The organism is Pseudomonas parafulva (assembly GCF_002021815.1).
In the GTDB taxonomy this organism is placed as follows: Bacteria; Pseudomonadota; Gammaproteobacteria; order Pseudomonadales; family Pseudomonadaceae; genus Aquipseudomonas; species Aquipseudomonas parafulva_B.
The window spans coordinates 577,843-604,136 of the sequence record NZ_CP019952.1; the positions used below are offsets into that span (position 1 = coordinate 577,843).

A 26,294-nucleotide genomic window follows, 5' to 3' on the forward strand; every position below is an offset into this window, starting at 1 on the left:
CCGGTGTACGCGAGAAGACGTGCGCCTGTTCAACGACCGAGGTACACCTCGACCACACGATCATCGGCCTGCACCTGCTCAAGCGACCCCTCAGCCAGCACCGAGCCCTGGTGCAGCACCGTCACATGGTCGGCGATGCTGCCCACGAACCCCATGTCATGCTCGACCACCATCAGCGAGTGTTTGCCTGCAAGGCCCTTGAACAGCTCGGCGGTAAAGGCGGTTTCGGCGTCGGTCATGCCGGCCACGGGTTCGTCGAGCAACAGCAGTTGAGGTTCCTGGACCAGCAGCATGGCAATTTCCAGAAACTGCTTCTGGCCGTGGGACAGCAGCCCGGCCTGACGCGAGGCCAGCCCGTTCAGCCGCACGGTGGTCAGGACTTCGTCGATCCTGTCGCGTTGCTCGCCGCTCAGGCGCGACCTCAGGCTCGCCCACACCGACTTGTCGGTCTTGAGCGCCAGCTCGAGGTTTTCATACAGGCTCAACGCCTCGAACACCGTGGGTTTCTGGAACTTGCGGCCGATGCCAGCCTGGGCAATCTGGTACTCGCTCATGCGCGTCAGGTCGAGCGTGTCACCAAAGTAGGCACTGCCTGCGCTGGGCCGTGTCTTGCCGGTGATCACGTCCATCATCGTGGTCTTGCCCGCACCGTTCGGGCCGATGATGCAGCGCAGCTCGCCCACGCCGATATACAGCGTCAGCGCATTGAGTGCCTTGAACCCATCGAAGCTGACGCTCACCTCTTCAAGGCTCAACACGGTGCCATGCCGCGCGTCCAGGCCTGGTACGCGGGCATGGCCCAGGCCTATGGCGTCGCGGCCGATACCCTGCGGGTCGAAGGCAGGTTCGAGCATGAACTCCGGGTGTACCGGGGGCAGGCCTCTCATGACTGGCTCCTTTTGTTCCACAGGCCGACCAGGCCCTTGGGCAAGTACAGGGTCACGAGGATGAACAGCGCGCCGAGGAAAAACAGCCAGAATTCCGGGAAAGCCACCGTGAACCAGCTCTTCATGCCGTTGACCAGCCCCGCGCCCAGCAGCGGGCCGATCAGGGTGCCGCGCCCGCCCAGTGCCACCCAGACAGCAGCCTCGATGGAGTTGGTGGGCGACATTTCGCTGGGGTTGATGATGCCGACCTGAGGCACGTACAGCGCGCCTGCCAGGCCGCACAGCATGGCGCTGAGCACCCATACCAGCAGCTTGAAACCACGCGGATCGTAGCCGCAGAACATCAACCGGTTCTCGGCATCGCGAACGGCCGTCAACAGGCGCCCGAATTTGCTGCGCGTCAACCGCCAGCACAGGTACAGGCTGGCGACCAGCAGCGCGACGGTGAGCAGGAACAGTACGGCGCGGGTCCCGGGTGCGGCGATGTCGAAGCCCAGCAGGGTGCGAAAGCTGGTGAAGCCGTTGTTCCCGCCAAAACCGGTCTCGTTGCGAAAGAACAGCAACATCCCGGCAAAGGTCAGGGCCTGGGTCATGATCGAGAAGTACACACCCTTGATCCGCGAGCGGAAGGCAAACCAGCCGAACACCAGGGCCAGCATGCCAGGCGCCAGCACCGCTAGGCACAGGGCCCAGGCAAAGTGTTGGGTGCCGGCCCAGTACCAGGGCAGCTCGCTCCAGGACAGGAACGTCATGAAGCCTGGCAGCCCCTCCCCGGCGGCCTGGCGCATCAGGTACATGCCCATGGCGTAGCCGCCCAGGGCAAAGAACAGACCATGGCCGAGCGACAGCAGCCCCGCATAGCCCCAGACCAGGTCAAGGGCCAGGGCCACGATGGCATAGCAGAGGATCTTGCCCACCAGTGTGAGCACATAGGCCGACACATGCAGGGCGTGGTCGGCGGGCAGCAGCGACAACAGCGGCAAGGCGAGCAGCAGCGCCAGGGCGGCGATACCCAGTGCCAGCGACAGGCGAAGGCCGGCTTTATGCGCAGCGGTGACAAGCAGTGGCTGGTTCATCAGTCGATCACCCGTCCCTTGAGGGCAAACAGGCCTTGCGGGCGCTTCTGGATGAACAGGATGACCAGCGCAAGGATGAGGATCTTGCCGAGCACCGCACCGATCTGCGGCTCCAGCAGTTTGTTGGCGATGCCCAGCCCGAACGCCGCCCAGAGGCTTCCGGCCAGTTGGCCGACACCCCCGAGCACCACCACCAGGAATGAATCGATGATGTAGCTTTGCCCCAGGTCCGGCCCCACGTTGCCGACCTGGCTCAAGGCCACGCCGCCCAGGCCGGCGATGCCCGAACCCAGGCCGAAGGCGAGCATGTCCACACGCCCGGTGGACACGCCGCAGCACGCCGCCATGTTGCGGTTCTGGGTTACAGCGCGCACGTTCAGGCCCAGGCGCGTGCGGTTGAGCAGCAGCCAGGTCAGCAGCACCACGGCCAGCGCGAACGCGATGATCACCAGGCGGTTGTAAGGCAGGATCAGGTTGGGCAGAACCTGGATGCCACCTGACAACCAGGCCGGGTTGCTGACCTCAACGTTCTGTGCGCCGAACAGCAAACGCACGGCCTGGATCAGAATCAGGCTGATGCCCCAGGTGGCCAGCAGGGTTTCCAGAGGGCGGCCGTACAGGTGGCGGATCACCGTACGTTCCAGCGCCATGCCGACACCGGCACTGACGGCGAACGCCACGGGCAGGGCGATCAGTGGGTAGAACTCCAGGGCACCCGGTGCGTAGCGCTGCACCACTACCTGCACCATGTAGGTGCTGTAGGCGCCGAGCATCAGCATCTCGCCATGCGCCATGTTGATCACACCCAGAAGTCCGAACGTGATCGCCAGCCCCAGCGCCGCCAATAGCAGGATCGACCCCAGCGACAGGCCACTGAAGGCCTGGCCCAGTACTTCACCGACCAGCAGCTTGCGCTTGACCTGGGTCAGGCTGGTTTCGGCGGCGGTACGCACCGTGGGGTCCGTTTCCATCTCGGGTTGCAACAGCGCCTCAAGGCGGGTACGGGCCGTTGGGTCACCGGTTTCCCCTAACAGGCGTACGGCCGCCAGGCGCACCGAAGGGTCGCTGGCGCCGAGCTGCAGGTTGGCCAACGCCAGGCCCAAGGCTGCCCGCACGGTCGCATCCGGTTCGCTGGCGTAGCGCCGGTCGAGCAAGGCGACCTGGGCCGGTTGTGCGCTCTTTTGCAACTGCCTGGCGGCGGCTAGCCGGGTGGCGCTGTCGTCACTGAGTAACCGGTGGCTGGCCAGGGCATTGTCGATCAGCCCGCGCAGGCGGTTGTTCAGGCGCACCTTGCGGCTGTCGTCCTTGGCGATTCGGCCGGCCTGCAGGTTTTCCAGCAGTGCCAGTCGGCCTGGCTCGGGTTGGGCGGCCCAGGTATCGAGTAGGCGCGCCTGCTCGGCGGGCTTGGCGGCGAAGAAAAACTCGCCTTCGCTGGCGTCTACTGCCATGGGCAACAGCAGTAGCAGGGTAAGCAGGAATCTGAGCATGAGGCTCTCCTGTGAATCAGCGCTTACGCGCAGGCGTACCCGAACACCGGGCCGCCCACGGGCGGGCTGCAGCGCGGCCCAGGGCCTCAGTTGCCTTTCACGGCGTAATCAGGGCGCTTGTCATTGCCTGGGATGAAGGGGCTCCAGGGTTGCGCCCGCAGCGGTTGCTCGGTTTCCCACACCACGCTGAACTGCCCATCGTCCTGGATCTCGCCGATCATCACTGGCTTGTGCAGGTGGTGATTGGTCTTGTCCATGGTCAGGGTGTAGCCCGAAGGGGCCTTGAAGGTCTGCCCGGCCAGCGCTTCGCGCACCTTGTCCACATCGGTGGATTTGGCTTTTTCCGCCGCCTGCGCCCACATGTGAATGCCCACATAGGTGGCTTCCATTGGATCGTTAGTCACCGCCTTGTCGGCGCCAGGCAGGCCTTTGGCCTTGGCATAGGCCTTCCAATCAGCGACGAACTTCTGGTTGACCGGGTTATCCACCGACTCGAAGTAGTTCCAGGCGGCCAGATGGCCCACCAACGGCTTGGTGTCGATACCCCGCAGCTCCTCTTCGCCCACCGAGAACGCCACGACCGGCACATCGGTCGCTTTCAAGCCCTGGTTGGCCAGCTCTTTGTAGAAGGGCACATTGGAGTCGCCGTTGACCGTGGAAATTACCGCCGTCTTCGCCCCGGCCGAGAACTTCTTGATGTTGGCGACGATGGTCTGGTAGTCGGCGTGGCCGAACGGCGTGTAGACCTCCTCGATGTCCTTGTCGGCCACGCCCTTGCTGTGCAGGAACGCGCGCAGAATCTTGTTGGTGGTGCGCGGGTAGACGTAGTCGGTGCCCAGCAGGAAGAAGCGCTTGGCGCCGCCGCCGTCCTCGCTCATCAGGTATTCCACCGCCGGAATCGCTTGCTGGTTGGGCGCAGCGCCGGTGTAGAAGACGTTCGGCGACATCTCTTCGCCTTCGTATTGCACCGGGTAGAACAGCAGACCGTTGAGCTCCTCGAATACCGGCAATACCGATTTGCGCGACACCGACGTCCAGCAACCGAACACCACCGCGACCTTGTCCTGGGTCAGCAACTGGCGGCTTTTTTCGGCGAACAGCGGCCAGTTGGACGCCGGGTCCACCACCACCGGCTCCAGCATCTTGCCATTGACCCCACCTTTGGCGTTGATTTCATCGATGGTCATCAAGGCCATGTCCTTGAGCGACGTCTCGGAAATGGCCATGGTCCCGGACAGCGAATGCAGGATGCCGACCTTGATGGTCTCGGCTGCCTGGAGGCTCCAGCTAAGGCCCATCGCCGCCATCGAGGCGCTGAGGGTGAAGGCCTTGATCAGACTGCGTCGCTTCATGTGCTCTCTCCGCTGAGTTGTTGTGGTGTGGGCAGAAGGGCGATTGCAAAGGCTGTGCCGTGGTGCGCAAGGCTGCGGTCTAGAAGGGTTGTGCTTCTATGGGGGGCTTGGATAGGGGCCAGGTTGGTGCTTGCGCGACTGGCCTGCACAGGATTGGGTCCAGGGCAGTGAACAGTTTTGACACATAAGCGGTACTTGAGTACCGTTCGGCACCGCAGTAGATTCTGCGACCGGGATTGGCGTCCCGTTATACAGAGAGATCGAGCATTGACGCTCCTTGCGACTTTGCTCTGCATGGCTGCACCCGTCATGGGCGGAGCCGTGTGTGGGAGCCTTCGGGCTCACCGGTTCTCTCTGCCGGCACGCCAACCCGCACGGCTCCGTCCACCCATATTGGCGTATGGGCTCGGAGCGTCATAAAGAGAGAGCTGCAAGGAGATGCACCATGCTCAAGAAGATCGTTCCAGATCCACCCCGCACATCTCGTTCCGTGACCGCCAGTGCTGATTTTGGCACCTGCAATCAGGCTCATGATCCAATACTGTCGGTTCAGGCTGGAGTCGATAGCGAGGATGCACTTGTGTGCGCCGTTGCCGCGCTGAAAGCGGCTTATGAAACCAATGCCGCAGCACTGGAAAGGGTGGGAGAGCCGCTTCGTAGTTTACTGACCGCGACGGAAAACTCGCTAAAGAAAGGTTTGGCCCTGGCCGAGGCAGTGCTCAAGGGGATGGAGCACGGCTGAAGCGGCCTGGCTGTTGTGCGCCCATTCGCCAGTTCTGCCGGAGAATGGGCTGCACAGTTTCCTGATCAGTTGCCCGACGACCCACGTACGGCAGTACGCGGCTGGCGCCGGCTCCGCACGAACTGGTAGGTCACCGCCAGGATCACAAACCAGATCGGCGTCACCACCAGCGCCGAGCGGGTGTCGGCCTCCAAGCTCAGAAGCACAAGGATACCGGCGAAGAACGCCAGGCACACGTAGCACATCAAACGCCCGCCAGGCATCTTGTAGATCGACTGCTCGTGCAACGCCGCGCGCTGCTTGCGGTAGCTCAGGTACGACAGCAGGATCAACGTCCAGACGAACATGAACAGCACCGCCGATACCGTGGTGACCAGGGTGAAGGCTTCGATCACGTTCGGGACCAGGTAGATCAGCACCGCGCCGAGCAGCAGGCATAGGCAGGAGAAGTACAGGCCGTTGGCCGGCACAGCGCGGCGGGACAACTTCTCGAACGCTTTCGGTGCATCGCCTTCCTGGGCCAGGCCGAACAGCATGCGGCTGGTGGAGAATACCCCGCTGTTGGCAGACGAGGCCGCCGAGGTGAGCACCACGAAATTGATGATGCTCGCCGCCGCTGGCAGGCCAGCTAGTACGAACAGCTCAACGAACGGGCTTTTGCCCGGGACCACGTCGCGCCATGGAGTCACGGCCATGATCGCGATCAGTGCCAGTACATAGAACACGATGATGCGGATCGGGATCGAGTTGATCGCCCTGGGCAGCGTGCGCTCCGGGTTTTTGGCTTCGGCTGCCGTGGTGCCGACCAGCTCTATACCCACGAAGGCGAAGACCGCGATCTGGAACCCGGCGAAAAAGCCCATCATGCCGTGGGGGAACATGCCGCCGTCATTCCACAGGTTGGCCAGTTGAGCCGTGCGTCCGCTGGGGGAGGTAAAGCCGGTGATGACCATGTACAGGCCGGTGGCCACCAGGCCCAGGATGGCAATGATCTTGATCAGGGCAAACCAGAACTCCATTTCGCCGAACAGCTTGACCGTGACCAGGTTCAGCGACAGCAGCACGGCCACGCAGGTGAGCGCCGGTATCCACTGAGGCAGGTCGGGAAACCAGAACTGGGTATAAGCCGCAATGGCTACCACGTCGGCGATGCCGGTGACCACCCAGCAGAACCAGTAGGTCCAGCCGGTGAAGTAGCCCGCCCAGGGGCCGAGCAGGTCGGCCGAGAAGTCGATGAACGACTTGTAGTTCAGGTTCGACAGCAGCAGTTCGCCCATTGCGCGCATGACGAAGAACAGCATGAAGCCGATGATCATGTAGACGAAGATGATCGAAGGCCCAGCCAGGCTGATGGTCTTGCCCGAGCCCATGAACAGACCGGTGCCGATGGCACCGCCAATGGCGATGAGCTGGATGTGTCGGTTGGTGAGGTTGCGTTGCAGGTGTTGGTCATCGGGTGGAGTCGGCGCAGTTTGCGTCATAGGCTGCATTCCCTTGTAGAGGTCAGTCGCATTGGCTGACGTAGCCGGCTAGGCTATCACGCACTGCAAAGGTGCGGGCGTGACAGATCGACACGATATCGCGAGTGCAGGGCGCTTTAGAAATGATCGGGTTCAAGCGTCGGCGCTTTAGAGAATAATCCAGCACCTACAGGCAGGGGCCATGAAACGCTCGGCGGGCCTTTCGGCCCGCCTGGGGTTTCACGACAGCCGCCTGCCGGGCCGCTATGCCTGCGTCGCCACCCTTGCCCGCCGCATGATCAGGTTGTCGAGTACCCACATCAGCACCATCGACACCCCCACCAAGGGGAAAACGAGCCCCAATGCCAGCATCACCACCACGGCCGTCTTCCAGCGCGGCAGGTCGTGGCGCAAGGGGGGAACGCCCAGGCCGCCTTCGGGCCGACGTTTCCACCACATCACCAGGCCACTGACCGAACCCAGCAGAATCATCAGGCACACCAGCGCAATGACGATCTGGTTCAGCGGGCCGAACATCTTGCCCTCGTGCAGCATGACCCCAAGTTCCGTGGCGCGGGCCACAGGGCTGTAGTCCTGCCAGCGCACATCGGCCAACACCTTACCGGTGTACTGGTCCACATGCAGGGTGGCGTCGTTGCGTGGGTCGTCGGCGAATACCGCGATGGTGAATACGCCGTCGGCTGTGGTTGGCCAGGTGATGCTGTAGCCCGGCTCCACCTGCCGCGCAGTGGCGATGTCTTCGACCTGTTGCACGCTCACATTCGGTGCGGCCGGTTGGCTGGACATCGTGTGATGCCCGGCATGCTCGGCATGGGCGCCAGATTGAGGCATCGGCGTGTTCTCCATGGCCCAGGGCACGGTCTGGCGGTGAGCATGGTTGAGCTCGCGCGCCTGCTGGTCCGACTTCGGCACATCGTTCCACATCGCTACCGGAAAGCGGTTCCACAGATCGGCATATTGCTTGCCCCAGAACCCGGTCCAGGTCATGCCGCTGAGCAGCATCAACAGCAACAGCGCCGAACCCCAGAACCCACTGACCGCATGCAGGTCGCGCCAGAACAGCCGGCCTCGGGCGGCCAGGCGCGGCCACAGCACGCCTGCGCCCAGGCGCCCGCGAGGCCACCACAGGTACAGGCCCGAAATCACCAGCACGATGCCCCAGCCTGCGGCCAGTTCCACCAGGCGATCGCCCAGGGTGCCCACCATCAATTCGCCGTGCAGGGCGCGGGCGATGGCTTGCAGATTGCGCTTGCCGTCCTGCTCGCCGAGGATCTTGCCGCTGTACGGGTCGACGAACACGTTCAGCTCGCGGCCCTTTTCGTGCACCACGAACTGCGCACTGCGCTGTGCGTTCAGTGGCGGCAGGTACTGGCCCACATGGCCTTCGGGGTGCGCCTTGCGCACTTCGGCCAGCATCACATCGGCCCCTTGGCGATGATGGCCGGCCTCAACCACCATCAGGTCGCGGTACAGCCATGGATCGAGCTGCGGCTTGAATAGGTATACCAGCCCGGTAAGGGCCAGCAGGATCATGAATGGGGCCACGAACAGCCCTGCATAGAAATGCCAACGCCAGGCCAGGTTGTAGAATGAAACGCGTGTTCCTCTCATGGGAACCTCCAGGTAAACCCGCACAGGGCGCGGTCACTGCCGCGCCCGCGGTGGATGTCAGAAGCTGAAATCGACTTTGGTCCAGACGCTCCGGCCGGGCTCATTGACCGGTTGAGGGTCGCTGGCCGGGTAGCCGAAACCGGCATTGCCCGCCAGGTTCAGGTGTTCGGCGTAGGTCTTGTCGAACAGATTGTCGACCCCTGCACTGAGTTTCAGATTTTTGCTCACCTTGTACGCGCCGTTGAGCGAGAACACCCCAAAACCTGCACTGGCGTCATAGTCTTTGCCAACCACATTGCCCTGGTTGCGGGCGATGCGGTTCTGCGCTGCGACCAGCCGCCAGAGCGCGCCTGCGCTCCATGCATCGCGGCTGTAGGTCAGGCCCAGGCGGCTTTCCAAGGGCGGCATCTGGGGCAGCGCCTTGCCATCGCTGCTGTTCTTGCCCCAGGCGTAGGCCAGTGTGGCATCGGCCTTCCAGGTATCGCTCAGCGAGTAGGCCGCACCCACTTCGCCACCCATGATGCGGGCGTCGATGTTCTGCGCCTTCGAAGTCGCCATGCCCATCATGCCAGTGCGGTAGTCGAACAGGATGTAGTCGCGGATCTGCCCGACATAACCCGAAGCCCAGGCTTCCAACCGTTCGCTGCGGTACTGGACACCGAAGTCGAGCTGCGTCGTCTTCTCGGGCTCGATGCCGTCGAAGGCATTGACCGACCCGATGGGCGCTGTTTTAGGCGAAAACAGCTCCCAGTAGTCCGGGAAACGCTGGGCGTGCCCAAGGCCGATGTAGGCCGTTGCCGGCAGGGCTGCCATGTCGTGTTCATAGCGCACGAAGCCGCTGGGCAGCGTGTCGGCGCGGGTGTCGTTGCGGGTCGGGCTGGCCTGGCGCAGATCCCGCGCCGACGCGCGGTCCAGGCGGGCGCCGGTGATGACCCGGTCGTCGCCGCTGAGCGACCAGGTCAGCTCGCCGAACACGCCGTAGTTGTGAAAATCGGCATCCTTGGTCCAGGCCTGGCCTTTGTGCGCATCCACGCCCATGCCGCCGCGCTGGCGATGCGCGTTGGTCTGTGCGTCGATACCGCTGATCAGCTGTACATCGGCCCAGCGCCAGGTCGCCTTGAGGCGTGCACCCATCGTGCGGCGGTCGACATTGCTGACCATCGGCATGCCCATCATGCCGCTGCCAGAGGGTGTGCGCAGGCTGTAGTTGTCCATCACATGGTCGGCATAGTTGTAATAGGCCTGGGCTTCGATCTTGTCGAGCACCTCGCCGAGGTTGGATTTTTCAAAGCGCAGGCCCAGGCTTTCACGCTTGAACTGCGAACCGTCCATGCCCCGACCGGCATAGCGCGCCTCCCCATCACCCTTGCCGGCGGTGAGTTCGAGCAACGTATCGGCATCGGGCGTCCAGCCCAGGGCGACATCGCCGTTCCATTTTTTCCAGCGCGACGGCACTGAATCGCCAGCCCCGTCATGGTAGTCACCGGCACGCGACTGATTGCCGACGAAACGGGCATAGGCCTGACTGTTGCCGACAGCAGCGTCCAGCACCTTGTCGAAGCGGCCGTTGGTGCCGGTGAGCAGGCTGGCATTGACGCGGCTGCCAAGGGTGCCGAATGCCTCGGGGTCACGCTCGAACAAGACGGTGCCTGCCGAACCGCCCGGCCCCCAGATCACGCTCTGCGGGCCCTTGATCACGGTCAGTCGGTCGTAGGTTTCCGGGGCGATGTAGGCGGTTGGGGCATCCATGCGGTTGGGGCAGGCGCCCAGCATCAGCCCACCATTGGTGAGGATGTTCAGCCGCGAGCCGAACATGCCGCGCAGTACCGGGTCGCCGTTGGTGCCGCCGGCACGAATGGCCGAAAAACCGGGAATGGTTTTCAGGTAATCGGCACCGTCACTGGCCGGCACGGGCTGGCGAGGGTCCTTGGGGTGGGTGACCACGGTCAGTGGCGAGCTGGGGGCGATGGCGGTGATGACCGTAGGGCCGAGCTCAGGTGCAGCGGATGAATGGCCAACGTGGCCTGGGTCTGCCGCCAGTGCGACAGGGGTCAGCAACGAGCCACACAGAGCGGCAATGGTCCCGCGCAGGGACAAAAGAGGGGTGCAGCCGGACATAATGATTCCAGTCGATCAGTCGTGAGAAAACGCGAAGCGTTCAGGCTTCGTGCGCTAATGGGTCAAACACTGATCGAAACGGGCGGTGCGCGGCTGCGGGCGCCGGGGAAAACGGCCTGCCTGGCATGCCCGTGGCGCGTGGCAGGCTGAAGATGGACCTGAGGCAGGGCGGCTGCCAGGTTGAGGGGGCTGAGCGCCTGGGGCACTGCAGGGCAGTTGAACAGCAGGCTGCAGTAGCCGCACTTCTCCCACATCACATGAAGCTGGCCGTCCTGGCTCGGGCCGTGATGAGCGTCGCCATGCTGATGAGCAGCCGGCATCGGCATGTCCATTGGCATGGTCATGCCGGCGCCATGGTGATCCATGGGCATCGACTGGGAAACCAGCGGCCCGATGAAAATCATCCACATGGCGAACAGGCTCAGCCATCCGCCACCGGCGCGCCTGCGATCAGGGCGGGTGGTACGGGACTGGCGGTGTGGCGACGAGCGCATCACGCCCTGTCAGCGGCAGTCAGTGCTGATGAGCCTGCGGCTGGCCAGTCGGCGGTGCTTTCTGCACAGCCACTTGCACGGTGATGGGGCCGGCTTTCTCGAAGCGAAGGGTCAGCGGGAAGCGCTGGCCATCGGTCAGCAGGCTGCGATCCTTGGGCTGCATGAGCATCACATGGTAAGCGCTGGGTGCAAACACCAAATCCTTGCCTGCGGGCACTACCACGTTTGGCACTTGCTGCATGCGCATGGCACCGGCCGCGCTCATGGCGTGCTCGTGCAACTGGGTGTCATCGCTGATGGGGGACTCGGCGCTCAGCAGGCGGTCATCGGTGTTGCCATTGTTGTGCACCACGAAATACGCGGCGACGTTGGGGGCATTGGGCGGCAGCTGCAACGACCAGGGATGGGCGATATGCAGGTCGCCCACGGTGTATTCGTGAGCATGGGCGAAAGCGGCGGGCAGCAGGAGGGCGGCCACGGCAAGGGCGTGCTTGAGCATGATGAATGTCCCGATGGAATGAGGTTCAGGCAGGCGGCGTGAGACACTCAGGCAAGCGGGGAGGCACGGGGGTTGAGCGCGGGCCTGAGCTGGCGCGGCGTAGGCGTGGGTGGCGCATCCAGCGACAGTGGGCCGGCAAGACGTGCAGGCGAGGCATGCAGCTGTAACGCTTGTCCGCCCAATGGTAGTGGCGGCGCGGCACCCAGGCAGCACCAGCAGTGCATCGTGCTGGCGCTGTCATCGCTTTGCGGGCCCAGGTCGATCTTGGCCAGGGCCTGCACATCGACCTTGGCCTTGTTGGCCATGCTGGAACAGAACGCCCCCCATAGCAGTTGCTCTGCCGGGCCTTTGGGCGCAGCAGAGGACAACGGCATGGCCAGCAGGTTGAACAGCACCGCTAGGCAGGCTATCCAGGCAATGTGCCGACGTGGGGGCATGGAGAGATCCGGTCAGGAATCGTGGTGACTATTGTACGGCCGAGTATAAGCAAATTTGGCAGGGTGCGGTGACGTGACGCAGGTGGCGTGCCTGGCCGCTGGCTTCGCGATGCCTGGCACCGCGAAGCCGTTCAGGTTCAGGCCTTGTTGCGGCCCATCAGGCCGCGTACGGTTTCCTGCAGATCGGCCGGCAGTACCACCACCTTGGCGTTATTGCTGCTCGCCAGGTTTTCCATGGCCCCGACGTAGCGCTCACCGAGCAGGTACATGGCCGGGACGGTTTCGTTGCCGACCGCGTCCTTGACCAGCGAGATGGCCCGCGCCGAGGCTTCGGCCAGGCTGATCTGCGCCTCGGCATCCAGCCGCGCGGCCTGCAGGCGCGCTTCGGCTTCGAGTACTGCCGCCTGCTTGGCGCCTTCGGCACGGGTGACGTCGGCCTTGCGCTCCCGCTCGGCGGCCGCCTGGCGTTCCATGGCCAGTTGCATGTTCTGGGACGGCTTGATGTCCTGGATTTCCACCGAGCGCACGGTCACGCCCCAGTCCTCGGTCTGCTCGGACATGGCCTCGCGCAGGCGCGCCTTGATTTGCTCGCGGCTGGAAAGGGCTTCGTCCAGGTCCATGGCGCCGACGATGGCGCGCAGGGACGTCATGGTCAGGCTGGTGACGGCAAAGGCGTAGTCCTGCACGCCATAAGACGCCTTCTGCGGGTCAACGACCTTGGCAAAGCACAGGGCGTTGGCGACGATGACGGCGTTGTCGCGGGTGATGATTTCCTGTTCCTGCACATCGAGGATGATGTCCTTGGTCGGCAGGCGATAGGCAACCACGTCCATGTAGGGGATGACGACGTTGAGGCCAGGCTTGAGGGTGGTGTGGTAGCGGCCCAGGCGCTCGACGATCCATTCCTCACCCTGGGGGACGATGCGTACCCCCTTGAACACGGTGATCAGGACGAACAGGGCGATGGCGCCGACGACGATGAGGCTGGTCATGATGGCAAATTCCTTTTTTACGGATTCAGGCCCGGATGACGCGGGCGGTATTTCCTTCGACGGCGATCAGGCGTACCCGCTCGCCGGCCGGGATGGTGGTATCGGCAATGCAGGTCCACTCCTCATTGCCCAGTACGGGCTTCTGGAAGCGCACCCGGCCTTTCTGGAATTCGGACACACCTGTGGTCAGCAAGCCGACCTCGCCGATCACGCTGGCGGCGGTCCAGCGCTCATCCGGCTGCTTACGGCGAAACACCTTGAACCACAGCAGGGTAGTCAGCGATGAAAGCACGACCCAGAGCAACCCTTGCATGTCCAGCTCCAGGCCTGGAAACGCCAGGGAGGCCAAGGCCACCAGCACGGCACCGATACCGAACCAGAGGATGAAGAACGTGGGCAAGACCAGTTCGAGCAACATCAGCGCGATGCCGAACACCAACCAGATCCACCATTGCAGTTCCATATCAGGCACGTCTTCCGAGGGGGGGCGCCCGAGTTTAAGGCAGGACTGCGACACATGGCCACTTGCAGGCGCTCGGAAAATGCCCAAAGGGGTGTAGGAGCTCAACCCCCCCTAGGCGCTATGCAAGGGGGCTTTCGTCACATAGCGAACAAAGCCGCCACCAGTTCCGGCAGGGCATGGAACGTCCGATCGGCAATCGGCAATGTCGGTCGCTTGAGAATGAACACCGGCAGGCCTAGCTCACGGGCTACTTCCAGCTTGGGTTCGGTGGCGACGCTGCCGCTGTTCTTGCTGACCAGAACGTCGATGCGCCGGTCGGTGAACAGCGCACGCTCCTGGTCCAGGTCGAAAGGCCCGCGAGCACCGATCACCTCGCAGCGCGCATTGCCAGGACAGGCCTGCAGGGCGCGCAATGTCCAGAACTGGCCATCCGGGATGGCGTCCAGGTGCTGCAGGGGTTCCCGGCCCAGGGTGAACAGCGGTCGGGCATAGGGCCCAATGCCCTGCATCAGCGCCGGCCAGTCTTCGACTTCGCGCCAGTCATCCCCCGCCTGTGCCTGCCAGGCCGGACGGTGCAGGGCCCAGCAAGGGATCCCGACACGCTGCGCGGCGCTGGCCGCGTTGGCGCTGATACGGGCGGCGTAGGGGTGGGTGGCATCGACCAGCAGCGTGATGCCGTTTTCATAAAGGTACTGGGCCAGCCCAGCGGCCCCCCCGAAGCCGCCCACGCGTACCTGGCACTGCAGGTCGTCGGGCACCCGGCCGACGCCGGCCAGGCTGTAGATGTGGTCCGGGCCCAGCAGGCGTGCGATGGCCAGCGCCTCGGTAATGCCGCCGAGCAGCAGAATGCGCGCCTTCATGGCTGGCCCGCTCGACCGACGATGCCGCCCTGGCGGTCGATGGCGACCACCTCGACGTTCACTTGGGCAGGCACGACGCTGCGGGCGAAGGCCAGGGCATGCTGGCACACGGCATCGCCCAATTGGACACCGGCGCTGTGGGCCAACGCCAGGGCCTGCTGGCTGGTGTTGGCGGCCACGATGGCAGCCTGAAGCGCCGGATCGGCCCCGCCTGCTGCGGCCCAGCCCGCCAATTGCGGCAGGTCGATGCTCGAATGACGGCTGTGCAGGTCCATGTGCCCGGCGGCCAGCTTGCTGATCTTGCCGAAGCCCCCGCACAGGGTCAGGCGTGAAACCGGCACCTTGCGCAGGTGCTTGAGCACCGCCCCAACGAAGTCGCCCATCTCGATCAGGGCGATTTCCGGCAGCCCGTAGACACGGCGCATGGTGTCCTCGCTGGCGTTGCCGGTGCACGCGGCAATGTGGGTGTAGCCGTTGGTGTGCGCCACGTCGATACCTTGATGAATGGAGGCAATGTAGGCTGCGCAGGAGAAGGGGCGCACAATACCGCTGGTGCCCAGGATCGACAGGCCGCCGAGGATGCCCAGGCGTGGGTTCATGGTCTTGAGCGCCAAGGCTTCACCGTCCCGCACGTTGAGGGTGACCTCGAACCCGCCGGTGTAGCCGCATTCGACGGCCAGGCCCTGCAGGTGGTCCGTGATCATACGCCGTGGCACCGGGTTGATGGCCGGCTCGCCCACGGCCAGTACCAGCCCAGGCCGGGTCACAGTGCCCACGCCTGTGCCTGCGACGAAGTGCACACCGGCCTGGGCACGCAGGCGCACCTGGCTGTACAGCAGTGCTCCATGGGTCACGTCCGGGTCGTCGCCAGCGTCCTTGAGCGTGCCTGCTTCGGCGTAATCGTCGACCAGACGGCAGAACTCCAGGCGCATCTGCACCACCTTGCCCTTGGGCAGGGTGATGCTCACTGCGTCGCTGTCTGCACCGGTGAGCAGCAGACGCGCTGCCGCCAGGCTGGTCGCGGTGGCGCAACTGCCAGTGGTCAGGCCACTGCGCAGCGGGGCGGCCTGTTCGCGGGTTTCTTCACGCATCGGCCGGCTTGACCACGTCGAGCAAGGTGATGGGCAGCGCCTGGCGCCAGGTATCGAACGCACCCAAGGGCTGGGCATGGGCAACGTGAATGCGCGTCAGTTCGCCACCGTGCTGCGCCTTGAAGTGGGCCAGGGCCAGTTCGCTTTGCACCGTCACGGCGTTGGCCACCAGCCGACCGCCTGGGCGCAGGCTGGACCAGCAATGCGCCAGTACCCCTGGACGGGTGACCCCGCCACCAATGAACACCGCATGCGGCGGTTCCAACCCTTCCAGTGCCATGGGGGCCTTGCCGCGCACCAGGTGCAGGCCAGGTACGCCCAAGGCATCGCGGTTGTACTCGATCAACCCCTGACGGCCCTCGTCGGCCTCGATGGCCACGGCGCGGCATGCCGGGTGTGCACGCATCCATTCGATGCCGATCGAGCCGCAGCCCGCGCCCACGTCCCAGAGCAGCTGCCCGGGCTCGGGGGCCAGCCGGCCCAGGGTGATGGCGCGCACATCGCGCTTGGTCAGTTGGCCGTCGTGCCGGTAGGCGTCATCGGGCAGGCCTGCCAGGCGGTGCAGGCGAGGCGCTTCGGGCGCTGCCACGCATTCGATGGCCACCAGGTTGAGCGCAGCCGTTTGCCCGTGCTGCCACGTGGATGCCTGCCCGTGCAACTGGCCCTGGGCCTCGCCCCCCAGGTGTTCGAAGACCCATAGACGGCTGGGGCCGAAGCCCCGTTCGCGCAACAATGCGGCAATGGCCGCCGGGCTATCTCCATCATTGCTCAGTACCAGCAGGCGCAGGCCGCCATGCAGGTGCGCGTTGAGTGCGGCCAGGGGCCTTGCCACCAGCGACACCACCTGCACGTCTTGCAGCGCCCACCCCAGGCGCGCAGCAGCCAGGGCGCACGAGGAGGGCATCGACAGCACCTGCATTTCGTCGGCAGGCACCTGGCGCGCCAGGCTGGCGCCCACCCCATAGAACATCGGGTCGCCACTGGCCAGCACGCACACAGGCGAGCCGCGCAGCGCCAGTACTGGCGCTAGCGAGAAAGGGCTCGGCCAGTGCAGCCGTTCGCCGGTCACGCAACGTGGCAGCAGGGCCAGCTGGCGAGGGCTGCCGAAAATCCGTGTCCCACTGAGCAGCGCTCGGCGAGCCTGTTTGCCCAGACCGCTGAAACCGTCTTCGCCGATGCCTACTACTGTGAGCCAGGGTGCCATTGATACCTCTAGAGTTCGTGCGTGTGCAGCACGCCCAATTGTGCCTTTACCCGAAAGATGCTCGACCACCGGCTTTTCATGCGGGCGGCCAAAGCAGGCATAATACCGCGCCTTCTCCACTCAAGCGCAGTTTCACGGATTGCCGGATACCTCAGCGATGCCACCTCACGCTTCCTACAGTTCGCCTCGCCCCTCGGCTTGTCCGGGGTTGTGGCGTATCGTCAGCGCCCTGGATGGCGGCATTTGCCGGATCAAACTGCCGGGCGGGGTGTTGCTGGCCCAGCAGGCCGAGGCCGTCGCCAGCGCTGCCGAGCGCTTCGCAGGGGGGGTGATCGAGGCCACCAACCGGGGCAATCTGCAAATCCGTGGCGTCGGCCCTGATCACCAGGGCCTGGTGGCGGCGCTGCTTGCAGCTGGGCTGGGCCCGCGTGAAGCAGCCGGCGACGATGTTCGTAACCTGATGCTCAGCCCACTGGCCGGGCTTGACCCGGCGATGGTGCTGGACGTCAGGCCGCTGGGGGGGCAAATCCTCGACCTGCTCGAGGGCACGCCACGCTTTCACGCGTTATCGGCCAAGTTCGCCCTTCAGCTCGATGCCGGTGAACGCCTGGCCATGCTCGATCACCCGCACGACCTGTGGCTTTCGGTGCTTGAGCTTGAGCAGCAGCCCTGGCTCGCATTCGGCCTGGCCGGCAGCCTTGGGGAGAGTGACGTACTGGGTGCGGTGCCGTTCAGCCAGGGCTTGACCTTGGTACGCGCCATGCTCGAACGCTTTCTGGACCTGGCCACCCCAACCCAGTCGCGCATGCGGCATGTGCTGCAGACCTGCACGGCTGCAGACTTCATCGATGGGCTTGGCGTGGCGTTGCGCCAAGACCCCGCCGTGCTGGGTTGGCGCCGGCCGGTTCGCCCAGTGACGTGGCTTGGGGCACTGCCTCAGCGGCGTGGGGTTGCGCTTGGCGTGGCACCGCCACTGGGGCGGCTCACCCCGGCCATGCTGCGTGAAGCGGCGCGTGTCGCGCGTGAACAGGGCGACAGCAGCCTGCGGGTGACCCCCTGGCAGAGCCTGGTGCTGCCCAACCTGGCGTCCGGCGGCATCGACCAGGCGCAGCACAGCCTGATGACGGTCGGGCTGCTCTGCCACGCGGCCGAGCCCTTGGCGCGTATCAGCGCCTGCACCGGCGCCAGCGGCTGTGCCAAGGCCTTGAGCGAGACGAAGGCCGACGCCGTGGCACTGGCCGCATTACTGGGGCCCGGAGCGCCTGCCAGCGTGCATCTTACTGGCTGCCCCCGGTCCTGTGCCCTGGCCCACACCGCCCCGGCCACACTGCTGGCCCGCGCGCCCGGGCACTACGATCTTTACCAGCGTGACCCCCGCCTGCCGGGGTTCGGCGCCCTGCGCGCCACTGACATTACCTTGAATGAAGCAGGCGCCATGCTCGACCTGCCGACGGAGCACCTTGATGATTGACTACATCCGCGATGGTCAGGAGATCTATCGCAATTCCTTCCGGATCATTCGTGAGGAAGCCCGACTTGAGCGGATTCCCGCAGACCTCGAAAAGCTTGCGGTACGCGTGATCCATGCCTGCGGCATGGTCGATGCGATCGATGGTCTGCAATTCTCCGAGGGCGCCGGCCAGGCCGGCCGTCAGGCCCTGCTGCGTGGCGCGCCGATCCTGTGCGATGCGCACATGGTCGCCGAAGGCATCACCCGGGCACGGCTGCCAGCGAACAACCCGGTCATCTGCACCTTGCGCGACCCGAGCGTACCGGACCTGGCCAAGGCCGCTGGCAATACCCGCTCCGCCGTTGCCCTGGAGCTGTGGCGCCCCCACCTGGAAGGCAGCGTAGTGGTGATCGGCAACGCGCCGACGGCGTTGTTCTACCTGCTGGAAATGCTCGACGCCGGTGCGCCGCGCCCAGCGCTCATCCTGGGGTTCCCCGTCGGCTTCGTTGGCGCTGCCGAATCCAAGGCCATGCTGGCGGCCGACAGCCGTGGCGTGCCCTTCGTGATCATGCAGGGGCGGCTGGGCGGTAGCGCCATGGCCGCCGCGGCCGTGAACGCCCTGGCCACGGAGGTGGAATGATGGCCCCGCGCGGACGCCTGATCGGCCTTGGCGTAGGGCCGGGCGACCCTGAACTGATCACGCTCAAGGCCCTGCGCCTGCTGCGCGAGTCGCCGGTGGTCGGCTACTTTGTCGCCAAGGGCAAGCGCGGTAACGCATTCGGCATCATCGAAGCGCACTTGCAACCCGAGCAGACGCTACTACCGCTGGTCTATCCGGTGACTACCGAAGCCTTGCCCGCGCCCCTGTCCTACGAGCAGGTGATCAGCGACTTCTACGACGAAGCCAGCGTCCAGGTGGCCGAACACCTGGACGCAGGGCGTGACGTGGCGGTGATCTGCGAGGGTGACCCGTTCTTCTATGGCTCCTACATGTACCTGCACGACCGCCTGGCCCAGCGCTATGAAGCGCAGGTGATTCCTGGCGTGTGCTCCATGCTCGGTGGGGCCTCGGTGCTGGGTGCACCGCTGGTCTATCGCAACCAGAGCCTTTCGGTGCTCTCTGGCGTCTTGCCGGCCGAAGACCTCAAGCGCCGCCTGGCCGACGCCGATGCGGCCGTCATCATGAAACTGGGGCGCAATTTTCCCAAGGTGCGGCAGGTGCTCGGTGAGCTGGGCCTGCACGAGCGTGCGCTGTATGTGGAACGCGCCACCATGGCCAACCAGAAAATCGTACCGCTGGACCAGGTCGACCCGCAGTCCTCGCCTTACTTTTCGCTGATCATCGTGCCGGGGGAAAAATGGCAGGGCTGAACACGCAGGTGGCACCGGCCATCGTCATCCTGGGGCAAGGCAGTCTGACCACCGCCCGTTGCCTTCAACAGATCTACGCCCAAGCCACAATTTACGGCCTGCAAGGGCGCGTCCAGGGGGCAGACCAGGATTACAGCACTTTTGGCGATCTGCTGCGCAGCCTTTACCAGCGTGGTACGCCGATCATCGCCTTGTGCGCCGCGGGGATCGTGATCCGCAGCCTGGCCAGCCTGTTGGGCGAGAAAGGCAGCGAGCCGCCTGTGCTTGCCGTGGCAGAAGACGGCAGTGCCGTGGTGCCCCTGCTCGGTGGCCTCAGTGGCGTCAACCAGATGGCACGCGACATCGCCGCTGCGCTGGGTGTTGCAGCGGCCATCACCACCAGCGGCGAGTTGCGCTTTGGTACGTGCCTGCTCAATCCGCCCCAGGGTTACGCCTTGGCGGATCTGGAACAAGGCAAGCGTTTCGTGTCCGACCTGCTGGCTGGAGAGCCGGTTCGCATCGAGGGTCAAGCACCGTGGCTGGCGCAGGCTCAGTTGCCTGCCAGTGATGCCGCGCAGCGCACCATCCATGTGGGCCATTTGGCGCGCCCCGCCAGCCGAGACGAGCTGTTGATCCACCCCCGCTCCGTCGTGGTCGGTCTCGCCAGCGGCGATCTGCAGACGATTCGTGACGCGCTGCAGCAGGCCGGTATTGCGCAGGCATCGCTGGCCTGCGTGCTGGCCGATGAGCGGGCCATGACGGACACCCGGTTGCATGCCGCCGCGCAGGCGCTGGGTGTCGAATTGCGCTTTGCGGCAAGGCCCGACGATGTGGCTGGCATGGTGGGCGCTGCACTGCCCGAGGCGCGGTTGCAGTGCCAGGGTGAGGTGGTCATCGCCGTGGCACCTGCGCCGGTCGAGGTGACTCAGATTGGCCGTCGCCGTGGACGGCTGGCCGTCATCGGTCTGGGACCCGGTGCAGCGGAGCTGATGGTGCCAGCGGTCAAGGCTGAGCTGGCACGGGCCGAGGATGTGCTCGGCTACGAAACCTACGTACGAATGGCAGGCCCATTCCGGGACGATCAGGTGCTGCACTGCACCGACAACCGTGAGGAGATGCAGCGCGCCCGCCACGCATTCGAACTGGCCGCGCGGGGCCGTTCGGTGGTGGTGGTGTCATCGGGCGACCCAGGTGTATTCGCCATGGCCGCTGCGGTCCTTGAGGCTTTGCACGAGTCCACGAATCCTGACTGGCACGCTGTCGATCTGGAGATACTGCCTGGCGTATCGGCCTCGCTGGCAACGGCTGCACAGGCTGGCGCGCCGCTGGGGCATGACTTCTGTGTCATGTCGCTGTCGGACAATCTCAAACCCTGGTCGATCATCGAAAAACGGCTGGACCTCGCTGCCCAGGCCGATCTGGTGCTGGCCTTCTACAACCCGATTTCCAAAGCACGTCCTCACCAACTGGGGACCGCGCTGGACGTCGTGCGCCGGCACCGTGGTGCTGATACACCTGTAGTCCTTGGCCGTGACATTGGTAGGCCGGGGCAGACTTTGCGCGTCGTCTCTTTGGCCCAACTGGTGCCAGAAATGGTCGATATGCGCACCATGGTGCTGGTGGGCTCATCGACCACGTGCACCTTCGAGCGCCCGGACGGCGGGCAGTGGGTCTACACGCCGCGGTGGTATGGCGCAAAGCCCTGAAGTACGGAAGCTCGATCAGAGGGGAAGCGTTTCGAGGCAGGATGAGCAGCGTCGAGCAGTTAGGTTCACGGCCGAAACCACCTGGTTTCGACCGGACCTAACTGGAGCCTTTGACATGACCACCAACAAAGAGAACCTTGAACTGCAAGTCCTGCCTGACATGAACCTGTTCGTGTTCCCGGACACCATGAGCGAGGTTAACCGTAGCGCGGCCAAGGCCTGCCACGCCCTTGCTACCCAGGGCGCCAATAGACAGCACCACCCGATCCAGGAAACCCAAGCCTGGTTCAACCAGTACGTGTTCCTGATGTCGAAGATGGGTTGGACACCCACGCGCGTTGATGTGCAGCGTATTACCCAGAGCGACAGGCACCTGGAAATCAGCAACCTGGTTGGCAAGGGGCTGCAGGCTGCCTGTGGCGCCTTTACCGGCGACGTGGCATCGGCGCTGGAAGGGTTGGGCAAGACCGTCATTTCCGCACTGGCTGCCAGCACCAAGAATGTCGAATTGCTGGATCGCAAATCCGTGGAGGATGACCGCAACAGCCTGAGCCTGAACAAGTGTGAGCAGACCGGTGCTGGCCAGGTCGCCATGATGGTGAGCGCAGTCCAGACCGATGCCAAGCCTGACAAGAAAGCCAACTACCTGTTGGCCAAATGGGAGAGCAGCGGCACCACCAACTACGCCTGCGGTGCCGTACTGAATCTCGATCAGCGCCAGTACGAGAAAGTACGCGCCGTGGTTGAAACCAAGCTCGACGACAACGCCCTGGAAGTGTTGCTGGCCCTCGAAATCTAACCTGTCGGTCTGACTCACCGGGGCCTTGGCTTCGGTGAGCCTGGAGGGTGCATCAATGGCAAATAACTACAGCGTGTGGCGCAATGGCAACAGTCTGGTGCTCGTCGACAAGACCATCAACGAGGCTTGCAGGCACGATATGCTCAATATCCAGCTGGCGGCTTACCTGGCCGCGTGCAATGGCGGTGTCTCCGGGGCTGATGGTGACAGCTGGCTCAATGAATACATACGTGTGCAGAGCAGTTTCGGCTGCACGCTTGCTACGCTGCGGTCGCAAACCATATCCATGGTGCCGGTTGCCGCTTTCAAGCCTTGGGACATGCTTTGCGACAGTCTTCTTCAGGCTACGCCTCACCGTCTTCGCGAAGCTGTCGCGCAGTGTCTGGCAGCCTGCGCCAGCAGTGAAACACGCGATGACCGGACGGGGGAGCGCTGGGATCTTGGCGAACACCCTGGCGACACTGGTCTGAACTACGCGCATGCCGAGGTTCGGTTGGTGCTGCCTGAGTATTCCATCATCAGCACTCAACTGAACCTGGGGAGTCGAGAGCCTCTTGATCCTGACTGGCTCTGGCAACTGTTCGACCCTCAGACGGTGCAGGCGTGCTGGCAGTTCCAGGGGCAGTACTTGATCGATTCCAGGCGTATGAACCTCATCGGTCCGGGGCTGGCAAAAAAACTTCAGGGCAAGCTGGCCCATCACCGCAGCGAAATCAGCGTGCAGGAGCCCAACCATGACTAACACCGACGCATCATCTATCGCCGGCCAGCTGGTCCACAGCAGCGTGCTGGTCTTTCTGCCAGGCGTATGCCCGCAAGCACGTTCAGACATACTGTTGGCCAACGCCTTTGCGCAGCAGGTGGCATGGGGGGATTTGAAAGACGGTCTTGAACCTGACTGGTTCAGGAATTATTGGCGCAACCTCGCTGCCCTTGGCTTCGATGGCAAGCTGGCGCCAGTAGGGCGGCGGCCCGGGCCTGACCGAGGCAGCCTTGCTGCGCAGGCAGTCGAGCACATCAGCCAGGCGAGCTCTCCACGCCTGGCCGAAGCGGCCAACCAGGCGCTAGAGGCCCTACGTCGAGATGACAAGGCGCTGAGACTGTTCAGCGCACATTCGACCGTGGGCACTCAGGCGCGCGTGCAGTTGTTGCCCTGTGCTCAGCAGTCGAATGGTTTTATCGACATGGTGCTGCTGCACATGGATATCTCGATGAAGACAAGCACCAGCGATTTCCTGTTCATGGGCGCAAGCAACGGGATCAGTGTGAGAGACCTGCGACTGGAAGTGATCCATTTCAATCTGCAAGGGTTCCGTGAGGATTATCGGCGCAGGGCAGAGGCCAGTGTTGCGCGAACGGCCGAGCGTGTCATCAGGGATCTGGTGCTCTAGTTGCGCGGCCAACTGCCGTCAGGGCCCATGCCCTGATCAGCATTGGCCGGCTGTTGGCTGGACCAGTGTTGGATCAACTCTCGCAGTTGGGACAATTCGACGGGCTTGGCCATATGGCCGTCCATGCCGGCTTGCTTGGCGCGGTCCTTGTGCTCGGCGAGGATATGCGCGGTCAGTGCAACGACGGGCGTGCGCACGCGCTGGTTGGCGGCTTCCCATTCGCGCAGGCGCCTGGTTGCCGAGAAACCATCCAGAACCGGCATTTCGCAATCCATGAGCACCAGGTCATAGCGCTTGGCTTTCATCGCTTCAAGGGCTTCTTCGCCGTTGGAGGCAGTATCGGGCTGCAGGCTGAGCTTGCCGAGCATGCTGCGGATGACCTTGGTCGAAATGGTGTTGTCCTCTGCGACCAGCACGCTGAAATCTGGGGGCAGGTCGAGGGCCTGGGGCTGGCCTGGTGCAACAGCCGGCAGCGCCTGCTCGCGGCCGCGTTGAGCCAGTTCTTCGGCCAGCGTGGTCTTGAGCGTGTAGCCAGCGACCGGTTTGGCCAGTATCCGCTTGATCCCGGCATTACGGGCGATGATCTTGCTGGGGGCGTTGCTGATACCGGTCAGCATGACCACCAGGATGTCGTGATTGAGGCTGGGGTCTTCCTTGATCTTGGCGGCCAGTTGCATGCCGGTCATGCCGGGCATGTTCTGGTCCAGGAGCACCGCGTCGAAGTAATCGCGAAGGTGAGCCTTGGTACGCAGCAAAGCCAAGGCTTCCTTGCCTGAAGGCACTGCGCTGACATTCATGCCCCAGGCGCTGCACTGTTGGACCAGTACCTTGCGGCACGTGTCGTTGTCGTCCACCACCAGTACCCGCGCGTCGCGCAGCGGCCCGTCCAGGTCGGCCGGAGGTTGCTCGAGGCAGGCTGGGTCCAGCGGCAAGGTCAGCCACAAGGTATTGCCGGTGCCGGTGCTGCTCTTGATGCCAAACTCCCCATGCATCAGGCCAATCAGCTGCTTGGCGATTACAAGCCCCAGGTGGCCGCCCAGCCGATTGCTGGACAGGAAGTGCCTGCTGTGCAGTTCCGCCTGCAGCAGCGCCTCGCGATCGGCTGCCGGCAAGGGGTCGCCGCTGTCCTGTACCGCGATGCGCAAGCGGGGCACCTCGCCGCGCTGGTCCAGTGCAACGACAAGCAGAATTTCCCCCTGGTCGGTGTTTTTCAGCGCGTTTTCCATCAGGCTCGACAGCGCCTGGCGCAAGCGTGTGGGATCGCCGCTGACCACACGGGGCACCTGGGGCTGGGTGAAGCTGATCAGCTCGATGTTCTGCTGCTCGGCCTTGGCCCGAAAGATGTTCAAGCAGTCTTCGATTAGCGCGTTGAGGTCGAACTGGACATCGTCGAGTTCGATCTGACGGGATTCGAGCTTGGAGATATCGAGTATCTCGTTGATCAACGTGAGCAGCTCGTTGCCCGCGCTGTGAATGGTCTGAACGTAATCGCGCTGTTTGACGGACAACGGCGTGCCCAGCAGCAGTTCGGTCATGCCCAGCACGCCGTTCATGGGGGTACGTATTTCGTGGCTGATCTTGGCCAGAAATTCGGCCTTGGCGTTGATTTCGGCGTCACTGGCTGCCAAGGCGCGGCTGACACTGAAGCGCTCCTCATTGATGCGTCGCAGCCGGTCGCTGACAGCCAGGTTCAATAGCAGCCCGCTCGCCACTGCCAGCCCCAACAGAATGCACAGCAACCAAGGCGTGGGGGTGCGTGTAAGCCCAAGCAGGGCAGGCAGCAGCACCAGCCCGCCAACGTTGAAGATGATCATCGCCAGACCGAACAAACGGGCGGGTGCGTAACCGCGGTACCAATGGTAGCTGCTGACCACCAGCATCGTGACACTGCCCAGTGCCATCAAGGCATAGGTCATGAGATTGAGCGGCAAGGTGTCGATGAACAGCAGCACGATCCCGCTCACCCCCACCAGCAGCATCTCGCCGCTCAACAGCCGGTTAAGGCGCGGCGAGTTGCGCGGTGCGAAGAAGCGCTGGGTGAAGTACAGCCCTGCCAGCCCTGCCAGGACCAGCGTAAGGTACGCCGCTGGCGTCTGGGCGCTGTACCACACATGCCACCATGGGCCGCTGAGGTTCAGCAGGATCAGGCCGCTGAGCAACATCAAGCCATGGTAGAACGCCAGGATCAGGGCAGTGCTCGAGCGGCTGTAGATGAAGCGAATCAGGTTATGCAGGATCAGCATCACCAGGCCACCGAACAGCATGCCGAACAGCAACGGCTGGGTCTGATTGGCGGCGGCGCGCGCAGCGGGCTCAAGGCTGATGGCCGGGCGCAGCTGGTGTTCCGATACCAGGCGCAGGTAGATATCCAGGCTTTGCTTGCTGTTAGGCAATGGCAGCACGTGGTCGCTGCCGCGCAATGTGGGGTTGGCACTGCCGGTTTGGCGGCCGTGATGCAGGTGGCGTATCAGCTTGTCGCCTTGCAGGGCGTATAGGTCCAGACCAGAAAGATCAGGCGCGAAGACGCGCAGCAGTTGTTCCTGCTCACCGGGCTCTAGGCGGTAATGCAGCCACAGGGCCTGGTCGGGGGGCGCCGCATCGAGTTCTGCCAGCTCCAGCGGGCTGAACTGGTTGCGATAACGGTCCGAGCGCACGTCGCTCAGTTGCAGGTTGCCTTGTTCGTCGAGCAGCAGGGCCCAGCCACTGTCATGCTCCGCCATCGCGGGGAACATGCAGATCAGGGTCAGCAAGCTGACGATCAACGCTGAGGCAATCCGGAGCCGGCGCACTACGAAATCCCTTCT

24 protein-coding genes are annotated in these 26,294 nt (G+C 64.0%); 8 read left to right on the forward strand and 16 right to left on the reverse strand.

Annotated features, from left to right (window positions below):
- Window positions 1-29: 29 nt before the first annotated feature.
- The 4 genes from urtD to urtA all read right to left on the reverse strand — a co-directional run bounded on the left by urtD (window position 30) and on the right by urtA (window position 4,802).
- The gene (gene urtD / locus B2J77_RS02490) at window positions 30-887 is read right to left on the reverse strand and encodes an urea ABC transporter ATP-binding protein UrtD (RefSeq protein ID WP_028687177.1); all 858 of its coding nucleotides are present in this window, start codon (window positions 885-887) and stop codon (window positions 30-32) included.
- Window positions 884-1,963, reverse strand: a complete 1,080-nt coding sequence (gene urtC, locus B2J77_RS02495) for an urea ABC transporter permease subunit UrtC (protein ID WP_078477920.1) — start codon at window positions 1,961-1,963, stop codon at window positions 884-886. The genes urtD and urtC overlap by 4 nt, the downstream gene beginning before the upstream one ends.
- Entirely contained in the window at window positions 1,963-3,450 is a 1,488-nt protein-coding gene (gene urtB / locus B2J77_RS02500) for an urea ABC transporter permease subunit UrtB (protein WP_058638232.1), read from the reverse strand. Before urtB ends, urtC begins: the two co-directional genes overlap by 1 nt.
- A gap of 86 nt (window positions 3,451-3,536) precedes the next feature.
- Entirely contained in the window at window positions 3,537-4,802 is a 1,266-nt protein-coding gene (urtA, locus tag B2J77_RS02505) for an urea ABC transporter substrate-binding protein (protein WP_027915294.1), read from the reverse strand.
- Between the two features lie 445 nt (window positions 4,803-5,247).
- Here urtA and B2J77_RS02510 point away from each other — a divergent pair, with 445 nt between their 5' ends.
- Window positions 5,248-5,544, forward strand: a complete 297-nt coding sequence (locus tag B2J77_RS02510; protein WP_078477921.1) for a hypothetical protein — start codon at window positions 5,248-5,250, stop codon at window positions 5,542-5,544.
- 65 nt (window positions 5,545-5,609) lie between these two features.
- Here B2J77_RS02510 and cycA read toward each other — a convergent pair whose 3' ends face one another.
- From cycA to B2J77_RS02565, 11 genes are all read right to left on the reverse strand, one after another.
- On the reverse strand, window positions 5,610-7,025 hold the full coding sequence (gene cycA / locus B2J77_RS02515) for a D-serine/D-alanine/glycine transporter (RefSeq protein WP_058638231.1): 1,416 nt from the start codon (window positions 7,023-7,025) through the stop codon (window positions 5,610-5,612).
- A gap of 243 nt (window positions 7,026-7,268) precedes the next feature.
- Window positions 7,269-8,636, reverse strand: coding sequence for a PepSY-associated TM helix domain-containing protein (locus B2J77_RS02520; protein ID WP_078477922.1), 1,368 nt, complete (start codon window positions 8,634-8,636; stop codon window positions 7,269-7,271).
- A 57-nt stretch (window positions 8,637-8,693) separates the two neighbouring features.
- The gene (locus B2J77_RS02525; RefSeq protein ID WP_078477923.1) at window positions 8,694-10,754 is read right to left on the reverse strand and encodes a TonB-dependent copper receptor; all 2,061 of its coding nucleotides are present in this window, start codon (window positions 10,752-10,754) and stop codon (window positions 8,694-8,696) included.
- A gap of 62 nt (window positions 10,755-10,816) precedes the next feature.
- On the reverse strand, window positions 10,817-11,248 hold the full coding sequence (locus B2J77_RS02530; protein ID WP_078477924.1) for a DUF2946 domain-containing protein: 432 nt from the start codon (window positions 11,246-11,248) through the stop codon (window positions 10,817-10,819).
- Window positions 11,249-11,267: 19 nt separating this feature from the next.
- Complete coding sequence (locus B2J77_RS02535) at window positions 11,268-11,747, reverse strand: copper chaperone PCu(A)C (RefSeq protein WP_058603508.1); 480 nt, start codon at window positions 11,745-11,747, stop codon at window positions 11,268-11,270.
- Window positions 11,748-11,794: 47 nt separating this feature from the next.
- Window positions 11,795-12,184, reverse strand: coding sequence for a DUF2946 domain-containing protein (locus tag B2J77_RS02540; RefSeq protein ID WP_058603509.1), 390 nt, complete (start codon window positions 12,182-12,184; stop codon window positions 11,795-11,797).
- A 137-nt stretch (window positions 12,185-12,321) separates the two neighbouring features.
- Complete coding sequence (locus B2J77_RS02545) at window positions 12,322-13,176, reverse strand: SPFH domain-containing protein (protein WP_058638228.1); 855 nt, start codon at window positions 13,174-13,176, stop codon at window positions 12,322-12,324.
- Window positions 13,177-13,201: 25 nt separating this feature from the next.
- Window positions 13,202-13,639: an NfeD family protein gene (locus tag B2J77_RS02550; RefSeq protein ID WP_058638227.1), complete on the reverse strand. Its 438-nt coding sequence runs from the start codon at window positions 13,637-13,639 to the stop codon at window positions 13,202-13,204.
- Window positions 13,640-13,776: 137 nt separating this feature from the next.
- Entirely contained in the window at window positions 13,777-14,499 is a 723-nt protein-coding gene (locus B2J77_RS02555) for a cobalt-precorrin-6A reductase (protein WP_078477925.1), read from the reverse strand.
- Window positions 14,496-15,590: a cobalt-precorrin-5B (C(1))-methyltransferase gene (locus B2J77_RS02560; protein ID WP_058638225.1), complete on the reverse strand. Its 1,095-nt coding sequence runs from the start codon at window positions 15,588-15,590 to the stop codon at window positions 14,496-14,498. Before B2J77_RS02560 ends, B2J77_RS02555 begins: the two co-directional genes overlap by 4 nt.
- On the reverse strand, window positions 15,583-16,794 hold the full coding sequence (locus B2J77_RS02565; protein WP_058638224.1) for a bifunctional cobalt-precorrin-7 (C(5))-methyltransferase/cobalt-precorrin-6B (C(15))-methyltransferase: 1,212 nt from the start codon (window positions 16,792-16,794) through the stop codon (window positions 15,583-15,585). Before B2J77_RS02565 ends, B2J77_RS02560 begins: the two co-directional genes overlap by 8 nt.
- A gap of 157 nt (window positions 16,795-16,951) precedes the next feature.
- Between B2J77_RS02565 and cobG the strand changes: the two genes are divergently transcribed.
- From cobG to B2J77_RS02600, 7 genes are all read left to right on the forward strand, one after another.
- A complete protein-coding gene (gene cobG, locus B2J77_RS02570) occupies window positions 16,952-18,265 on the forward strand; it encodes a precorrin-3B synthase (RefSeq protein WP_078477926.1) in 1,314 nt (437 codons plus the stop codon).
- Window positions 18,258-18,884, forward strand: a complete 627-nt coding sequence (locus B2J77_RS02575) for a precorrin-8X methylmutase (protein ID WP_027915280.1) — start codon at window positions 18,258-18,260, stop codon at window positions 18,882-18,884. Before cobG ends, B2J77_RS02575 begins: the two co-directional genes overlap by 8 nt.
- Entirely contained in the window at window positions 18,884-19,615 is a 732-nt protein-coding gene (locus B2J77_RS02580) for a precorrin-2 C(20)-methyltransferase (RefSeq protein ID WP_058603631.1), read from the forward strand. The genes B2J77_RS02575 and B2J77_RS02580 overlap by 1 nt, the downstream gene beginning before the upstream one ends.
- The gene (cobJ, locus tag B2J77_RS02585; RefSeq protein WP_078477927.1) at window positions 19,603-21,300 is read left to right on the forward strand and encodes a precorrin-3B C(17)-methyltransferase; all 1,698 of its coding nucleotides are present in this window, start codon (window positions 19,603-19,605) and stop codon (window positions 21,298-21,300) included. The genes B2J77_RS02580 and cobJ overlap by 13 nt, the downstream gene beginning before the upstream one ends.
- Window positions 21,301-21,415: 115 nt before the next feature.
- On the forward strand, window positions 21,416-22,099 hold the full coding sequence (locus B2J77_RS02590; RefSeq protein WP_058638221.1) for a hypothetical protein: 684 nt from the start codon (window positions 21,416-21,418) through the stop codon (window positions 22,097-22,099).
- A gap of 55 nt (window positions 22,100-22,154) precedes the next feature.
- The gene (locus B2J77_RS02595) at window positions 22,155-22,841 is read left to right on the forward strand and encodes a hypothetical protein (RefSeq protein WP_078477928.1); all 687 of its coding nucleotides are present in this window, start codon (window positions 22,155-22,157) and stop codon (window positions 22,839-22,841) included.
- Entirely contained in the window at window positions 22,834-23,490 is a 657-nt protein-coding gene (locus B2J77_RS02600; RefSeq protein WP_078477929.1) for a hypothetical protein, read from the forward strand. Before B2J77_RS02595 ends, B2J77_RS02600 begins: the two co-directional genes overlap by 8 nt.
- Here the strand turns inward: B2J77_RS02600 and B2J77_RS02605 are convergent.
- Window positions 23,487-26,279, reverse strand: coding sequence for a hybrid sensor histidine kinase/response regulator (locus B2J77_RS02605; RefSeq protein WP_058638218.1), 2,793 nt, complete (start codon window positions 26,277-26,279; stop codon window positions 23,487-23,489). The genes B2J77_RS02600 and B2J77_RS02605 overlap by 4 nt on opposite strands.
- Window positions 26,280-26,294 lie beyond the last annotated feature (15 nt).

Coding starts and splice junctions, on each gene's coding strand:
- B2J77_RS02540 (WP_058603509.1), bottom strand. CDS start 12,184: ATGCCCCCACGTCGGCACATTGCCTGGATAGCCTGCCTAGCGGTGCTG.
- B2J77_RS02560 (WP_058638225.1), bottom strand. CDS start 15,590: ATGCGTGAAGAAACCCGCGAACAGGCCGCCCCGCTGCGCAGTGGCCTG.
- cycA (WP_058638231.1), bottom strand. CDS start 7,025: ATGACGCAAACTGCGCCGACTCCACCCGATGACCAACACCTGCAACGC.
- B2J77_RS02580 (WP_058603631.1), top strand. CDS start 18,884: ATGGCCCCGCGCGGACGCCTGATCGGCCTTGGCGTAGGGCCGGGCGAC.
- urtD (WP_028687177.1), bottom strand. CDS start 887: ATGAGAGGCCTGCCCCCGGTACACCCGGAGTTCATGCTCGAACCTGCC.
- B2J77_RS02520 (WP_078477922.1), bottom strand. CDS start 8,636: ATGAGAGGAACACGCGTTTCATTCTACAACCTGGCCTGGCGTTGGCAT.
- B2J77_RS02590 (WP_058638221.1), top strand. CDS start 21,416: ATGACCACCAACAAAGAGAACCTTGAACTGCAAGTCCTGCCTGACATG.
- B2J77_RS02550 (WP_058638227.1), bottom strand. CDS start 13,639: ATGGAACTGCAATGGTGGATCTGGTTGGTGTTCGGCATCGCGCTGATG.
- cobJ (WP_078477927.1), top strand. CDS start 19,603: ATGGCAGGGCTGAACACGCAGGTGGCACCGGCCATCGTCATCCTGGGG.
- B2J77_RS02565 (WP_058638224.1), bottom strand. CDS start 16,794: ATGGCACCCTGGCTCACAGTAGTAGGCATCGGCGAAGACGGTTTCAGC.
- cobG (WP_078477926.1), top strand. CDS start 16,952: ATGCCACCTCACGCTTCCTACAGTTCGCCTCGCCCCTCGGCTTGTCCG.
- B2J77_RS02510 (WP_078477921.1), top strand. CDS start 5,248: ATGCTCAAGAAGATCGTTCCAGATCCACCCCGCACATCTCGTTCCGTG.
- B2J77_RS02575 (WP_027915280.1), top strand. CDS start 18,258: ATGATTGACTACATCCGCGATGGTCAGGAGATCTATCGCAATTCCTTC.
- B2J77_RS02525 (WP_078477923.1), bottom strand. CDS start 10,754: ATGTCCGGCTGCACCCCTCTTTTGTCCCTGCGCGGGACCATTGCCGCT.
- B2J77_RS02595 (WP_078477928.1), top strand. CDS start 22,155: ATGGCAAATAACTACAGCGTGTGGCGCAATGGCAACAGTCTGGTGCTC.
- B2J77_RS02555 (WP_078477925.1), bottom strand. CDS start 14,499: ATGAAGGCGCGCATTCTGCTGCTCGGCGGCATTACCGAGGCGCTGGCC.
- urtC (WP_078477920.1), bottom strand. CDS start 1,963: ATGAACCAGCCACTGCTTGTCACCGCTGCGCATAAAGCCGGCCTTCGC.
- B2J77_RS02530 (WP_078477924.1), bottom strand. CDS start 11,248: ATGCGCTCGTCGCCACACCGCCAGTCCCGTACCACCCGCCCTGATCGC.
- B2J77_RS02545 (WP_058638228.1), bottom strand. CDS start 13,176: ATGACCAGCCTCATCGTCGTCGGCGCCATCGCCCTGTTCGTCCTGATC.
- urtA (WP_027915294.1), bottom strand. CDS start 4,802: ATGAAGCGACGCAGTCTGATCAAGGCCTTCACCCTCAGCGCCTCGATG.
- B2J77_RS02600 (WP_078477929.1), top strand. CDS start 22,834: ATGACTAACACCGACGCATCATCTATCGCCGGCCAGCTGGTCCACAGC.
- B2J77_RS02535 (WP_058603508.1), bottom strand. CDS start 11,747: ATGCTCAAGCACGCCCTTGCCGTGGCCGCCCTCCTGCTGCCCGCCGCT.
- urtB (WP_058638232.1), bottom strand. CDS start 3,450: ATGCTCAGATTCCTGCTTACCCTGCTACTGCTGTTGCCCATGGCAGTA.